15 protein-coding genes are annotated in these 13,080 nt (G+C 61.3%); 12 read left to right on the top strand and 3 right to left on the bottom strand.

Annotation, left to right across the window (positions count from 1 at the left end):
- The first annotated feature begins 59 nt into the window (after positions 1 to 59).
- The 10 genes from RPF88_RS06900 (at position 60) to RPF88_RS06945 (ending at position 8,373) form a co-directional block, all read left to right on the top strand.
- Positions 60 to 1,373 carry an MFS transporter gene (locus RPF88_RS06900; protein ID WP_024505203.1) on the top strand — a complete coding sequence of 438 codons (1,314 nt, stop codon included), beginning with the start codon at positions 60 to 62 and terminating at the stop codon, positions 1,371 to 1,373.
- Positions 1,374 to 1,411: 38 nt separating this feature from the next.
- On the top strand, positions 1,412 to 2,692 hold the full coding sequence (locus RPF88_RS06905) for an ATP-binding protein (protein ID WP_337123856.1): 1,281 nt from the start codon (positions 1,412 to 1,414) through the stop codon (positions 2,690 to 2,692).
- Positions 2,682 to 3,215: a response regulator transcription factor gene (locus RPF88_RS06910; protein ID WP_024505205.1), complete on the top strand. Its 534-nt coding sequence runs from the start codon at positions 2,682 to 2,684 to the stop codon at positions 3,213 to 3,215. Before RPF88_RS06905 ends, RPF88_RS06910 begins: the two co-directional genes overlap by 11 nt.
- A gap of 157 nt (positions 3,216 to 3,372) precedes the next feature.
- Complete coding sequence (locus RPF88_RS06915; protein ID WP_224674198.1) at positions 3,373 to 3,888, top strand: sigma-70 family RNA polymerase sigma factor; 516 nt, start codon at positions 3,373 to 3,375, stop codon at positions 3,886 to 3,888.
- Complete coding sequence (locus RPF88_RS06920) at positions 3,885 to 4,658, top strand: anti-sigma factor family protein (RefSeq protein WP_013531511.1); 774 nt, start codon at positions 3,885 to 3,887, stop codon at positions 4,656 to 4,658. Before RPF88_RS06915 ends, RPF88_RS06920 begins: the two co-directional genes overlap by 4 nt.
- A 23-nt stretch (positions 4,659 to 4,681) precedes the next feature.
- Complete coding sequence (locus tag RPF88_RS06925; RefSeq protein ID WP_023812012.1) at positions 4,682 to 5,398, top strand: Bax inhibitor-1/YccA family protein; 717 nt, start codon at positions 4,682 to 4,684, stop codon at positions 5,396 to 5,398.
- 175 nt (positions 5,399 to 5,573) lie between these two features.
- Positions 5,574 to 6,479: an aldose 1-epimerase family protein gene (locus RPF88_RS06930; RefSeq protein WP_337122044.1), complete on the top strand. Its 906-nt coding sequence runs from the start codon at positions 5,574 to 5,576 to the stop codon at positions 6,477 to 6,479.
- Positions 6,469 to 6,939, top strand: a complete 471-nt coding sequence (locus RPF88_RS06935; protein WP_337122045.1) for a hypothetical protein — start codon at positions 6,469 to 6,471, stop codon at positions 6,937 to 6,939. Before RPF88_RS06930 ends, RPF88_RS06935 begins: the two co-directional genes overlap by 11 nt.
- A 50-nt stretch (positions 6,940 to 6,989) precedes the next feature.
- On the top strand, positions 6,990 to 7,652 hold the full coding sequence (locus tag RPF88_RS06940) for a glutathione S-transferase family protein (protein WP_337122046.1): 663 nt from the start codon (positions 6,990 to 6,992) through the stop codon (positions 7,650 to 7,652).
- 64 nt (positions 7,653 to 7,716) lie between these two features.
- Positions 7,717 to 8,373 (top strand): imm11 family protein, encoded by a 657-nt coding sequence (locus RPF88_RS06945; RefSeq protein ID WP_337122047.1) that lies wholly within the window; start codon positions 7,717 to 7,719, stop codon positions 8,371 to 8,373.
- Positions 8,374 to 8,375: 2 nt separating this feature from the next.
- Here the strand turns inward: RPF88_RS06945 and RPF88_RS06950 are convergent, their stop codons facing one another.
- On the bottom strand, positions 8,376 to 9,287 hold the full coding sequence (locus RPF88_RS06950; protein ID WP_337122048.1) for an agmatinase: 912 nt from the start codon (positions 9,285 to 9,287) through the stop codon (positions 8,376 to 8,378).
- A 375-nt stretch (positions 9,288 to 9,662) separates the two neighbouring features.
- Here RPF88_RS06950 and RPF88_RS06955 point away from each other — a divergent pair, with 375 nt between their 5' ends.
- The gene (locus RPF88_RS06955) at positions 9,663 to 10,472 is read left to right on the top strand and encodes a nucleotidyltransferase family protein (protein ID WP_063168036.1); all 810 of its coding nucleotides are present in this window, start codon (positions 9,663 to 9,665) and stop codon (positions 10,470 to 10,472) included.
- Complete coding sequence (locus RPF88_RS06960) at positions 10,465 to 11,214, top strand: metallophosphoesterase family protein (RefSeq protein ID WP_337122049.1); 750 nt, start codon at positions 10,465 to 10,467, stop codon at positions 11,212 to 11,214. The genes RPF88_RS06955 and RPF88_RS06960 overlap by 8 nt, the downstream gene beginning before the upstream one ends.
- A 39-nt stretch (positions 11,215 to 11,253) precedes the next feature.
- Here RPF88_RS06960 and RPF88_RS06965 read toward each other — a convergent pair whose 3' ends face one another.
- Together RPF88_RS06965 and RPF88_RS06970 are read right to left on the bottom strand one after the other, a co-directional pair.
- Complete coding sequence (locus RPF88_RS06965) at positions 11,254 to 11,439, bottom strand: hypothetical protein (protein ID WP_013531520.1); 186 nt, start codon at positions 11,437 to 11,439, stop codon at positions 11,254 to 11,256.
- Between the two features lie 402 nt (positions 11,440 to 11,841).
- Positions 11,842 to 13,032 carry an NADH-quinone oxidoreductase subunit D gene (locus RPF88_RS06970; protein ID WP_013531522.1) on the bottom strand — a complete coding sequence of 397 codons (1,191 nt, stop codon included), beginning with the start codon at positions 13,030 to 13,032 and terminating at the stop codon, positions 11,842 to 11,844.
- Between the last annotated feature and the right edge of the window lie 48 nt (positions 13,033 to 13,080).

Below are 13,080 nucleotides of genomic sequence, written 5' to 3' on the forward strand. Positions count from 1 at the left end.
CTGGCCCGCGCACATGGCAAGCGATCGTATGAGACCGCGGCGGGGCGACGGAGAATGCTGTGAGCCCAACTTCGAAGATCGAAGCCGACGCAAGACGGATCAATGCGCGGCATCATGAGGTGAAGCCCGGCGAAATCGCCGTTGGCGTCATCATCGGCAGGACGTCGGAATTCTTCGACTTCTTCGTCTACGCGATCGCTTCCGTCATCGTTTTCCCCAAGCTCGTATTTCCTTATGCCGACCCGTTGACCGGCACGCTCTACTCCTTCGCCATCTTCGCGCTTGCCTTCATCGCGCGGCCGATCGGGACGGCGATCTTCACCGCGCTCGACCGCGCCTACGGACGCAGCGCCAAGCTCACCATCGCGCTGTTCCTGCTGGGGACCTCGACCGTGTCGATCGCCTTCGTGCCCGGTTACGACCAGATCGGCCCGGCTTCGGCCTGGCTGCTGGCCATGTTCCGGATCGGTCAGGGACTGGCGCTGGGCGGGACATGGGACGGACTTGCCTCGCTGCTGGCGTTGAATGCCCCCGAAAAGCGTCGCGGCTGGTATGCGATGATCCCGCAGCTGGGCGCGCCACTCGGGCTCATCGTCGCCAGTGCCCTGTTTGCATATTTCGTCGGCAACCTGTCGGCTGAAGACTTCTTCAGCTGGGGTTGGCGCTACCCGTTCTTCGTCGCCTTCGCCATCAACGTCGTCGCCCTGTTCGCGCGGCTGCGCATCGTGGTGACGCCGGAATACACCAAACTGTTCGAAGGCCAGGAACTGGAGCCGACTTCCGTCCGCGAGACGTTGCGCGCCGAAGGGCGCACTGTCGTGCTCGGCGCTTTCGCGCCGCTGGCGAGCTTCGCCCTGTTCCACATGGTGACGGTGTTTCCTCTGTCCTGGATATTCCTGTTCACGCGCGAGGGACCGGCACGGTTCCTGGTCATCGAGACGATCGGAGCCTTCTTCGGCCTGGCGGCAATCGCGATCTCGGGCGTCGTTGCCGACCGGGTCGGGCGCTGGCCCTTGCTTGGAGGCTCGGCGGTGGCCATTGCCGTGTTCAGCGGTTTCGCGCCACAGCTGCTCGATGGCGGCTTCGTCGGAGAGTCCGTCTTCATGGTGTTGGGCTTCGTCCTGCTCGGCCTGTCGTTCGGCCAGTCTTCGGGAGCACTCGCCTCGAACTTTTCAAAGAACTACCGCTATACAGGTGCTGCGCTGACCTCGGATCTCGCCTGGCTGTTCGGCGCCGGCTTCGCCCCCATTGTCGCCCTGTTCCTGTCCGCCCATTTCGGGCTGATCTCGTCAGGCGCCTATCTGCTGTCGGGAGCGCTATGCACGCTGCTGGCGCTGCGGCTCAACCAGCGCCTGGATCGGACTCCCGCTTGAGTGACCTGCTTGGCCAGGGCTGGGGACCTCCCGGCCCAATGACGCTGCACGACAAGACCAACAAGCAGAATTTCCTGCTTCTGATCCAACTGCGCTGGATCGCCGTCGGCGGTCAGATCGTGACGATCCTGTTCGTCCGCTACGCGCTTGGCATCGGACTGCCGCTGGTGCCGATGGCAGTGGTGATCCTGCTGCTGATCGCTCTCAACGTCGCCAGCCTGCGCCGGCACAGCAGCCAGGACGCGATCACCAACACCGAGCTGTTTCTTGGACTGCTGCTCGACGTCACCGCGTTGACGGTCCAGCTTTACCTGAGCGGCGGCGCGTCCAATCCCTTCATTTCGCTTTACCTGCTCCAGGTCATCCTGGGCGCGGTACTGCTGGAGACATGGTCGGTCTGGGCGCTTGTCCTCATTGCAAGCACGTGCTTCATCGCGCTGACCACCTTCTACCGTGAGATCAGCCTGCCCGCCGCACACGGTGCCGGGCTGTTCAGCCTGCACATTCAGGGCATGTTCATCTGTTTCGTCCTGGCGGCAACGCTTCTGGTGCTGTTCATCACCAGGGTCCAGAACAACATTCGCACCCGCGACGCTCATCTTGCGGATTTGCGCCAGCAATCGGCGGAGGAGGCTCACATCGTCAGGATGGGCCTGCTCGCCTCTGGCGCCGCGCATGAGCTCGGCACGCCGCTGGCTACGCTTTCCGTCATCCTCAACGACTGGCAGCGCATGCCGGTTCTCGAGGCCGATCCGGATCTGGCGCAGGAAATCCGGGAGATGCAGGGCCAGTTGGACCGTTGTAAGAAGATCGTTTCGGGAATCCTGATGTCGTCGGGCGAATTGCGCGGCGAAGGCACGGTTCGCACCTCCGTCGATGCCTTTCTGGCGGAGCTGGTGGCCGAATGGAAGTCGACACGGCTGCCGCAAGGTTTCGAATACACCAGGCGTTTCGGCGCCAACCAGGAGATCGTCTCCGATCCCGCGCTCAAACAGGTGATGTTCAATGTACTGGACAACGCACTTGAAGCGTCGCCTCTATGGGTCGGTTTGATCGTCAGCCGCCACGCGGACGATCTCATCATCGAAGTTGTCGACGCGGGACCGGGATTTGAAGAAACCATGCTTGCTGAATTCGGCAAGCCCTACACGTCGACCAAGAACCGGCCAGGTAGCGGGCTCGGCCTGTTTCTGGTCGTCAATGTCATCCGCAAGCTGGGGGGTAGCGTCACCGTAAGAAACAGAACCGAAGGGGGAGCTTCGGTTACGTTGCATCTGCCGCTGGCTGCTCTGTCTCCGCGAGGGCACAATGCCGACTAAACGCACGCTGCTGATCGTCGAGGACGACATCGCCTTTGCCAACGCACTGCGCCGGTCTTTCGAACGGCGTGATTACGAAACGCATAGCTGCCGGAGCGTCGACGGCGTGCAGGCGCTGATCGGCACCGTTGCCTTCCAATATGCCGTCGTCGATCTCAAGCTTGCCAGCGGCTCGGGCCTTGAGTGCGTCAGGGCGCTGCACGAACACGATCCTGAAATGCGGATCGTCGTGTTGACCGGCTTTGCCAGCATCGCCACCGCTGTCGAGGCGATCAAGCTCGGCGCCTGCCAGTATCTCGCCAAGCCCGCCAATACAGACGACATTGAAGCGGCTTTCGGCCAGGTCGAGGGCAATGCTTCGGTACCGCTCGCCGAGCGGCCAACCTCGATAAAGAACCTCGAATGGGAGCGCATCCACGAGACGCTGGTGGAAGCCGACTTCAACATTTCCGAGACGGCACGACGGCTCGGCATGCACCGCCGGACACTGGCGCGGAAGCTGGAGAAGAGGCGTGTGAAGTAGGCACGATCCACCGGGCATGGCACATTGTGGCGATGCCGATGATAAGATTGATGCCGGCAACAATCGTTGCATTCGAACGATGTCCTCCAAAGGAAAAAATTGGCAGGGCAGGGATTAAAATCCCCACATGCTCCGTAAACAGGACATGAAGCCGCCAATGCCACGCTTTGACATCATAGGACAGCTCGGTTCGCTGCGCCGCTATGCGCGCTCGCTGACGCGCGACAGCACCGACGCCGAGGACCTTGTCCATGACGCGCTGGTGCGCGCTTATGAGCGGCGCAGCACCTTCCGCTCCGGCGGAAACCTGCGCGCGTGGCTGCTGTCGATCGTCCACAACACCTTCATCGACAGGATGCGGTCCCGCAAGTCCGAGGCGTCGCGCGTCGAACAGGCTGGATACCTGGCCGACGGCAGCACGCCGGCACCACAGGAACATTCGGTGCGCCTGGCGCAGGTGCGCCAGGCTTTTTTCAGCCTGCCGGAAGAACAGCGTTCAGCGCTGCACCTCGTCGCTATCGAAGGCCTCTCCTACCAGCAGGCCGCCGATGCCAGCGGCGTGCCGCTCGGCACGCTGATGTCGCGCATCGGCAGGGCGCGCGCCGCACTGCGCGAGATGGAGGAGCCGGCGAAGGCAAAAAACCACCTTAGGATCGTTGGAGGCCCTTCATGACCGCAACTGTCGATCCCGTGACGGATATCGACCTCGACGCCTATGTCGACGACCAGATCGACGTCACCCGCCGCATCGAGGTGGAGGCATTCTTGTCCGCTCGCCCGGAGGCGGCGGCGCGCGTGATGTCGGATCTCAGAACCCGCGATGAACTGCGCGTGGCGCTTGCCGGCTCCAAAGGCATGGCACGGCCCGCGACCGCCGATGCCGCGCGGCGGCTGGAGAGGGGGCTTGCCCGCGGCCGCATCTTCGGTGTGCTGCAGCGCGCCGCGGTGGTTGCTGTCTTCGTCGCCGCCGGGTGGCTGGCGAACGGTATCATCGGGCCGATGTCGGTGACCAAGGTCGTCGCCTCGCCGCAGCCGCCCGCCTATGTTGACGACGCAGTGCGGGCCCACAGGACCACGCTGGTGCGCGAGAGCATGCCGTCGCAGCCCGAGGCGCCCAATTACAACGCCGGCGAGATTCGCGCCGCGACCGCCATCGTCATGCCGTCGCTGCCCAAGGACTGGAAGGTCCGCGACGTGCAGATCTATCCGTCCCGCTTTGGTCCGAGCGTCGAGATGGCGGTCGAGACGAAAGACATGGGGCTGGTGTCGCTGTTTGCGATCCGGCCTGGAACCTTCGACGTCGTCAAGCCGACGATCGCGCCCTCGGGCGACATCTCATCGGCCTATTTCCAGATCGGCGATGTGGCTTATGCGGTGGTCGGACGAAGCGAGGTCCACGACCTCGACCGCGCCGCAGAGACGCTCGCCAAGACGCTCTACTGATCGATCCACAAAGGAGAACGCAAATGAACACCCCCAATCTGGGATATCGCGTCGGAGCCGGCGCCCAAACCGGAGCCATCTTCGACGAGGGCCTGCGCCAGCATATGCTGCGCGTCTACAACTACATGGGTGTCGGCCTGGTGGTCACCGGCCTCGTCGCCTTCATGATCTCATCGACGCCGGCGCTCTACGTGCCGATCTTCTCCAGCCCGCTGAAATGGGTGGTGATGCTGGCACCGCTCGCCTTCGTCATGCTGTTCTCGTTCAAGATGCAGACCATGTCCGCGGCGAGTGCCCAGGCGATGTTCTGGGCCTTCTGCGCGGTCATGGGCCTCTCGCTCGCCTCCGTGTTCCTGGTGTTCACCGGAACCAGCATCGCGCGCACCTTCTTCATCGCAGCCACCATGTTCGGCGCCACCAGCCTGTACGGCTACACGACAAAGCGCGACCTGACGCAGTTCTCGTCGTTCCTGATCATGGGCCTGATCGGCGTGGTGATCGCCAGCATCGTCAACATCTTCCTCGGCTCGACCGCGCTGCAGTTCGCCATCTCGGTGATCGGCATCGCCGTGTTCATCGGCCTGACCGCCTGGGACACGCAGACGATCAAGGAACAGTATGCCGAGAATTTCGACGCGGAATCGCGCCAGAAACTTGCCGTCTTCGGCGCCTTCTCGCTCTATCTGAACTTCATCAACATCTTCCAGCTGCTGCTGAATTTCACCGGCGAACGCGAATAACGACTATCCGCTGTGGGCAAGAGCGAGGGTTATTGCTCTTGATGCGGAGAGGTGGCCGGAGGGAGATCCTCCGGCCACAATTCGTTCCTGCAGAACCAGGCTGCACCTTGAGTCCCGAAGCGCTTTTGCTAGTCTGCCCACCGCGCCGGCCTTCAACAACGACCCGCGAGGAAATGTGGCACAGGACAGCCAAACGCTTCATGGCGACGGTATCTCGGCGACCATCGTCGCGCAGGGCGCCGAACTGATTTCGCTGCAAGATGCGCACGGATTCGAATTCCTGTGGCAGGCGGGGCCGGAATGGCGGCGTCACTCGCCGGTGCTGTTCCCGATCGTAGGGCGGCTGGCGGGCGATCATCTGCGCCATCGCGGCCGGACCTATCCAATGACGCAGCACGGGTTCGCGCGCGACAAGCCGTTTGCCTGGGCGCGGAAGGGGCCGCGATCCTGCACGCTGGTGCTCACCGACGATGTCGACACCCGGGCGCGCTATCCGTTCGCCTTTCGGCTTGAAGTGACCTACACGCTGGTCCGCCAGCAGCTTGATGTGACTTTCGACATCACCAACACTGGTGATGAGCTCCTGCCGGCATCGATCGGGGCGCACCCGGCATTCAATTGGCCCTTGCAGCCGGATCAGGCCAAGACGGACTACCGGCTGATCTTTGCCGATGATGAGCCGGCGCCGATCCGCCGCCTTAAGGACGGACTGCTGCTGAAAACGCCACAGCCGACGCCTGTCGAAGGCAACATACTCCCGCTCTCCGAGCGGTTGTTCGACGAGGACGCGGTGATCATGGACCAGCCCGCAAGCTCCAGCGTGCGTTATGCCGCCGAGCGTGGCCCGGCTCTGGAAATATCCTGGCAAGGGGTTCGGGAGTTGGGCGTCTGGTCAAAGCCGGGCGGCGCGCCGTTCCTTTGCATCGAACCCTGGCACGGCCTTGCAAGCCCGGTGGATTTCGATGGTGATTTTGTCGACAAACCAGGCCTGATGCTGATCGCGCCGGGTGCAAGTCGCGTGATGAGCTATCAGGTACGGCTGCTGCCAATAGCCAATTGGAGTGCGCTCAGTGAATTCTGAAACGATCGAGATCTACCATCCACGTGGTGTTTCAAATTTGGGCCAATGGGACATTGGTGGTCTCAAGCTCAAAGTCTATGGTCTCGTCGCAGACAACAAAAAGATCGACGAACCCATGGCGACTCTGGCGCAGTCATTCGTGCGACAGGAGGTTCTGCCGCGTGTGGCGGACGAGGGTGACGAGAATGGCATGGGCTTTGTGATCATTCATCCTGGTGAGCTCGGTGTGTCCATCTTAGCTCACTGGTGGATACAGGGTTCGGTGCTTTGTCAGCACATCTATCGGAAGCTGTATTCCGCAACCGAACCGATGGACACGGTTAAGAGACCTGTTATTGCCTGTGTTTGGGAATTGGTTCTGATGAATGCCGAGCAGGAAGCTTGGCGAAAAACGATGATGAAAGGCGAGCCCAATCCATTGGGATACATGGGCGCTTGGGCTGACTTCGAAGCTGCATAGAGGCTGCTCATGATCGACTATTGCGTGGTCGCCCAGATCGTCGGTGCCCAATGAAGCTGTACTTCAGCCGCAATCCCAATCCTCGATTGGCGGTCGCGGTCGCACGCTATCTCGAAACGAAACTGGACTTCGAATTCGCCTCGCCATTCGCTGCCGGGCAAATGGAGAAATTTCGCCGGTTAAATCCCAACCTCTCACTGCCCATCCTTGTGGATGATGAGGGAAAGAGCCTCTGGGAGGCAGACGCCATAGCCTGCAGGCTGTCGCGCCACGCGCATTCGGATTTCTGGCGCACCGGCGATGACGAACCCGAGATGATCCGGTGGCTCAGCTGGGGCAAGGAGCACTTCGCACTCGCTTGCGACACGGTGCATTTCGAACGTGGGACGAAACAGCGGTACGGCATCGGCCCGATCGATCAGAAGCGGGTGGAGGAGGGCCTGAACCAATTCCATACGGCTGCGGCAATACTCGACGCCGTGCTTGCCGAGCGGCAGTGGCTGGTCGGCAATTCGGTTTCCTATGCCGATTTTCGAATGGCGACCTTCCTACCGTTCAACGACGCCGCCAGACTGCCGCTCGACGATTATCCCTCTGTCAGCCGCTGGTACCGTCGACTTGAAGACATCGACGCCTGGCGTGACCCTTTCAAAGGGATGAATGCACCCGAATTGCCGCCGGTGCCGCAAATGGCCGTCGCGGACCAGCGGTGAGAACGCGCGCGAAGAGCAGCGCAGCAGGCCGAACCTACCAAGGCGATGATGTGCGGGGGACCGGATGAACATCTATGTCCTGAGCGTGATCGAAGGACAGGAATGGGTCCTTCCTCGGCAGGCGGACGACTACCAGCTGTTTTCGACGCTCTGCGGCCGGAAGCAGACACAATGGCATCCGCCCAGGATGGAGATCCTGCGCGAACACGACGACGGTACGCTCCGGCAATATTCAGATTTTCCATGGCTTGGCGAGCATGTGCTCATCCTGCGGGCGAGGGCGTCGAAATTGCTTCGGCCAACCCTCGAACCGTACGGTGAATTCCTGCCGCTTCCTGCTGACGAGCCAATATCGCTCTTCAATGTCACCACCGTGATCGATGCGCTGGACGAGGAACGTTCAAAGATCGTTCGCTTTGACGATGGCGGCGTCATGGTGATCGAAAGCCTCGTCCTTCGAGCGGACGCAATCGGCGGTACCGAGATATTCAAGCTGCCCGAGCGTGCCGACGGGGTGCGAATATCCGATATTTATCTGCAGGAGACGATCGTACGCCGGATCGGGGAGCTTGGGCTCAAGGGCATTGCTTTCAACCTGGTCTGGAGCGACGAGCCGGTCGGACGAGGCAGGATCGAATACCCAGGTATCAAAAAGGGCATTTCAGCCGCAAGCTCGCTCACGCGCTTTTGGGCCGCTCTGCGGCGAAGAGCGGGATTTTGACATCAAACCTGCCGGACGACGGTGCCGACCACATTGACGAGAAGGCGCGCGGCGGTCAGCGCTGACAGGCCGTCAATATCGGCCGGAGGATAGAACTCGACAAGGTCGAACCCTGCGATCCTGGCCCGCCTGCCGAGGCCGGCGATCAGGTCGATTACCTGCGTGTAGGTGAGACCGCCGGGTGTACGCGCCGCCACGCCCGGCATGATGCTTGGATCAAGGCTGTCGCAGTCGAGGGTGACGACGACCCGCGCGCCTTCCGGAATATGCCGGAGCGCGGCTTCGACGCCCTGGGCATGAACCTCGCGGGCGGTCACGAAGCGGCTGCCATAGCGCCGGGCTGCTTCGATTTCGGCGATGCGCGCGCTGCCGACGCTGCGCAGACCGACCTGCACCATGCCGGCGACATGCGGCATCTCGCTTGCCCTGCGCATCGGGCTCGAATAGCCGTGGCGTTCGCCATGAACCTCGTCGCGCCAGTCTATATGGGCGTCGACCTGCAGGACCCAGACCGGCCCGTGCTCTGCAAAGCCGGCGAGGAAGGGAATGGTCATGGAACAGTCGCCGCCGATCAGGATCGGCACAGCCGGCAACGTCAGGATCTCGCGCGTTTTTGCCTCGATCCTCGCCCGGTTGCCGGCATTGTCATGCATGGTGGTCAAGATATCGCCGGCGTCGATGCAAGAGGCCGGCTTGCCGTCGAACAGCGGGCCGCCAAGATCGAAATCCCAGTGCTCGACGAATGCGGCATCGTCCTGGCTGGCAGCACGGATGGCGTTGGCGGCCAAGGCATAGCCGCTGCTGTCCTTGCCGGGATAGGTGCTGCCGTGACCGGCCCCGAAGAACACCGCACGAGGCACGCGGCTATCTGCCAGACGGTCGGGAAAGCCGAGAAAGGGAGGCGAGGGGGTCATGCCTTGATGGTCCTGATAGTGGCTTGGCGCACGCCGATCGGCTGCGGTTAGATCAAGCGCCTCGGCTTCAGCTTTGTGTGCCCGATTGGGTAAGCCCAATAAACTCTAAAACGATCGAGATCGAGCACCCACGGGGTGTTTCAAATTTGGGCCAATGGGACATTGGCGGCGGCATGGGCCGATTCCGAGGCGACATAGAGACTTGCGCGCCGGCGATGACGTTGGGCCGGGCTTGGATCGGCAGGCGCGATCCCGAAATTCCAGTACGTGACGAGAATGAACCTTTGGCTGGCCGCCCGGTAGCGGAACCAGGCGGGGTTCACGTTGTTACCACAGCGGGCGACTGCCGGTTGCCGGATTCGGAGTCATCGTTTCATGACCAATGGCCCATTGCCTGAAAACGTTCTGGTCTCGCTTCCCATGATTGACGCAAAGGCGGCGCCGACGCTCAAAAATGCCGAGGCGGAGGTATTTTATACCGAAGCAATCCGCGAGCTTGCCGCCACCGACATTCCCTTTCTGGTCGCCGGGACCTACGCGGTAAGCGCCTATACGGGTGTCACCCGCCAGACCAAGGACCTCGATATCTTCTGCAAGGCAGGCGACTACGCGCGGATCCTCGCCCATTTCAAGCAGCTTGGATATGCCGTCGAAATCGAGGACGACCGGTGGCTCGGCAAGGTGTTCAAGGGCACGCATTTCTTCGACGTCATCTTCGGCTCGGCCAACGGCACGGTGCCTGTTGGCGACCTGTGGCTGGAACACGCCCGCCAAACCGAGCTGTTGGGCAGCAGGGTGCGGATCATCGGCCCGACCGAACTCATCTGGTCCAAATGCTTTATCCAGGACAGAGGGCGACACGACGGCGCCGATATCGCTCATACGATTCTCAAGGCGGGCGATCAGATCGATTGGCACCGGCTGCTTTCTTATCTGGAGGTTCATTGGGAGGTTCTGTTGATGCAGCTTATCAATTTCAGATGGATCTATCCGAGCGAGCGGGATCATATCCCGGCGTGGTTGCTCGATGAATTGCTCGACCGCCTCGCCAAGCAACGGCAATTGCCGTCTCCAAGGATGAAGATCTGCCGTGGGCGGCTGCTTTCGCAAACCGACTACGAGATCGACGTCAAGGAATGGGGCTTCGCCGGCGTCGGTGGTGTGGGAGAATTCCGTGATGGCTGATCCCGTCAAGAGCAGCGCGCCCAAGGACGGCGCACGCGCGCTCAAAGTTGCCGCGGTCGGGGATCTCCATGTGCGGGAAGATGCGCAAAACTCGTATCGAGACCTCTTCGGCGAGATATCGAGCGAAGCGGACATTCTCGTTCTCACGGGAGATCTGACCAATCTCGGGAAGCCTCGTGAAGCGGAGATGCTGGCCGAGGATCTGCGCAACTGCTCGATCCCGGTTGTGGCGGTGCTCGGCAACCATGACTACGAGTCTGGTGCGGTGGAAGACGTCACGAAGATCCTGCGGCAGGCGCATGTTCACCTCCTCGACGGGCAGGCAGTCGAAATCGAGGAGGTCGGTTTTGTCGGCGTGAAGGGATTCATAGGCGGCTTCGGGTCACGCATGCTCGGCTCATTCGGGGAACCGGCGATCAAGACGATGGTCGCGGAAAGCGTGAACGAGGCAATGCGACTTGAAAATGCGATGCGCCAGGTGCGGGCCAAGCGCACGCTCGTGATCCTCCACTACGCGCCGATTGCCGACACCGTCGCGGGAGAACCGCTGGAAATATTTCCGTTTCTGGGCTCTTCACGTCTGGCCGAAACGATCGATCGATTCCAGGTCAGTGCTGTCGTGCATGGTCATGCACATCGCGGTTCTTACGAAGGCCAAACGCCTGGCGGAGCCAAGGTCTACAACGTCGCCATGCATGTGGCCAAGCCTGGCGGCCGCCCCTACGCCTTGCTGGAAATCTGATGCCAACGGCTTGCGCCGTCGATGCCCATTGGCCTGGACTCAGTTGGTGGCGTTGATCGACCTCGCCAACTCTTCCAGCTTGCGGGGATCATTGCCGTGACGGCGCACCAGTTCGCGTGCCTGCCTGGACGGCAAATCGGTCGTGGCGGCCAGCTGTCGCACCTGCTGATCGTCGATGGCGACCTGCGGCAGTGTATGGTCGATATCTCCTGACTTGTCCTTCATCACACTTCTCCTTGGTCGATTTCGACGACAACGGCTCGAAAATCCGACCGGTTCCGAACGATCTGCAACTTTTGCGCCGGCATCCGTGGGCGGACCAACGTGCGCCTGCCTTGAGGGCGCAACGATCTCGATGGCTGGATTCTGCCAGGAACCATGCCACGGCGGACGAGTTGTTCCGACTGAACGGAGATAGCTAGATGCCACAGCCAAGACAGCCAGACCCAAATCGCGATATGCCCGTGCCGCCTCCAACATGGAAGCCGGAGCCGATCGAGGAACCCGAACCGGAAACGCTTCCGGACGAGACTCCGCTGCCCAACCCCGACGAGAATGAAGAGCCTCCCGTCCACGCATGAGACGGGAGTTTCTGCATCGCGGGGCAAGCGCGCAACCTCCCGAGGACTAACGATCTATCTCGCCAAACACGATGTCGAGCGACCCGATGATCGCGGCAACGTCGGCGATCATGTGCCCTCGAGACAGGAAATCCATCGCCTGCAGATGGGCGAAAGATGGCGCACGTATTTTGCACCGGTAAGGGACGTTGCCCCCGTCAGAAACCAGATAAACGCCGAATTCTCCCTTTGGCGCTTCAACCGCGGCGTAGACTTCTCCCGCCGGCACGCGATGCCCCTCGGTATAAAGTTTGAAATGCTGGATGGTCGCTTCCATAGAGCGTTTCATCGTGGCGCGCCGCGGCGGCGTGATCTTCTGGTTCGGAATCGCGACCGGCCCCTGGCCTTCGGGTGACCGCAGTTTTTCCAGGCATTGCTTCATGATCCGCACCGACTGGCGCATCTCCTCCATACGGACGAGATAACGGTCATAGCAGTCTCCGTTCTTGCCGACGGGGATGTCGAAATCCATGTCAGGGTAACATTCGTATGGCTGTGCCTTGCGCAAATCCCATGCCGCGCCCGATCCGCGTACCATCACGCCGGAAAACCCCCAGCGCCAGGCATCATCCAGCCCGATCACACCAACATCGACATTGCGCTGCTTGAAGATGCGGCTGCCGGTGAGCAGATCGTCGAGGTTGTCACAGACTTTGAGGAACGGATCGCAGAAAGCCCAGATGTCGTCGAGAAGCTTCGCAGGCAAATCCTGGTGCACGCCGCCGATTCTGAAGTAATTCGCATGCATGCGAGCGCCGGAGGCGCGCTCGTAAAAGACCATCAGCTTCTCGCGCTCCGCAAATCCCCAAAGCGGCGGCGTCAGGGCGCCGATATCCATGGCCTGGGTCGTGACATTGAGGAGATGCGACAGAAGCCGGCCAATTTCGCAAAAAAGAACACGGACAAGCTGCCCACGCTTTGGAACTGTTATGTCGAGCAGTTTTTCGGCGGCGAGGCAGAACGCATGCTCCTGGTTCATCGGCGCGACGTAGTCGAGCCGATCGAAATAGGGCAGCGCTTGCAAATAGTTCTTGTGCTCTATGAGTTTTTCGGTGCCTCGATGGAGCAAGCCAATATGCGGATCGGCACGCTCGACGATCTCGCCGTCCAGTTCGAGCACCAACCGAAGAACACCATGGGCGGAGGGATGCTGTGGCCCGAAATTGATGGTGAAGTTGCGAACGGCGGCTTCGACCATTGCTGCTCTCCGCGACTGCATTTCGTCGATTCAGTGATGCGTATGGTT

The organism is Mesorhizobium sp. ISC11 (assembly GCF_037162595.1).
Classification (GTDB): domain Bacteria; phylum Pseudomonadota; class Alphaproteobacteria; order Rhizobiales; family Rhizobiaceae; genus Mesorhizobium; species Mesorhizobium ciceri.

Excerpts from the sequence above, each read along its gene's own strand:
- RPF88_RS06905 (WP_337123856.1), top strand. The coding sequence starts at position 1,412 with ATGACGCTGCACGACAAGACCAACAAGCAGAATTTCCTGCTTCTGATC.
- RPF88_RS06910 (WP_024505205.1), top strand. The coding sequence starts at position 2,682 with ATGCCGACTAAACGCACGCTGCTGATCGTCGAGGACGACATCGCCTTT.
- RPF88_RS06915 (WP_224674198.1), top strand. The coding sequence starts at position 3,373 with ATGCCACGCTTTGACATCATAGGACAGCTCGGTTCGCTGCGCCGCTAT.
- RPF88_RS06920 (WP_013531511.1), top strand. The coding sequence starts at position 3,885 with ATGACCGCAACTGTCGATCCCGTGACGGATATCGACCTCGACGCCTAT.
- RPF88_RS06925 (WP_023812012.1), top strand. The coding sequence starts at position 4,682 with ATGAACACCCCCAATCTGGGATATCGCGTCGGAGCCGGCGCCCAAACC.
- RPF88_RS06940 (WP_337122046.1), top strand. The coding sequence starts at position 6,990 with ATGAAGCTGTACTTCAGCCGCAATCCCAATCCTCGATTGGCGGTCGCG.
- RPF88_RS06945 (WP_337122047.1), top strand. The coding sequence starts at position 7,717 with ATGAACATCTATGTCCTGAGCGTGATCGAAGGACAGGAATGGGTCCTT.
- RPF88_RS06950 (WP_337122048.1), bottom strand. The coding sequence starts at position 9,287 with ATGACCCCCTCGCCTCCCTTTCTCGGCTTTCCCGACCGTCTGGCAGAT.
- RPF88_RS06955 (WP_063168036.1), top strand. The coding sequence starts at position 9,663 with ATGACCAATGGCCCATTGCCTGAAAACGTTCTGGTCTCGCTTCCCATG.
- RPF88_RS06960 (WP_337122049.1), top strand. The coding sequence starts at position 10,465 with ATGGCTGATCCCGTCAAGAGCAGCGCGCCCAAGGACGGCGCACGCGCG.
- RPF88_RS06965 (WP_013531520.1), bottom strand. The coding sequence starts at position 11,439 with ATGAAGGACAAGTCAGGAGATATCGACCATACACTGCCGCAGGTCGCC.
- RPF88_RS06970 (WP_013531522.1), bottom strand. The coding sequence starts at position 13,032 with ATGGTCGAAGCCGCCGTTCGCAACTTCACCATCAATTTCGGGCCACAG.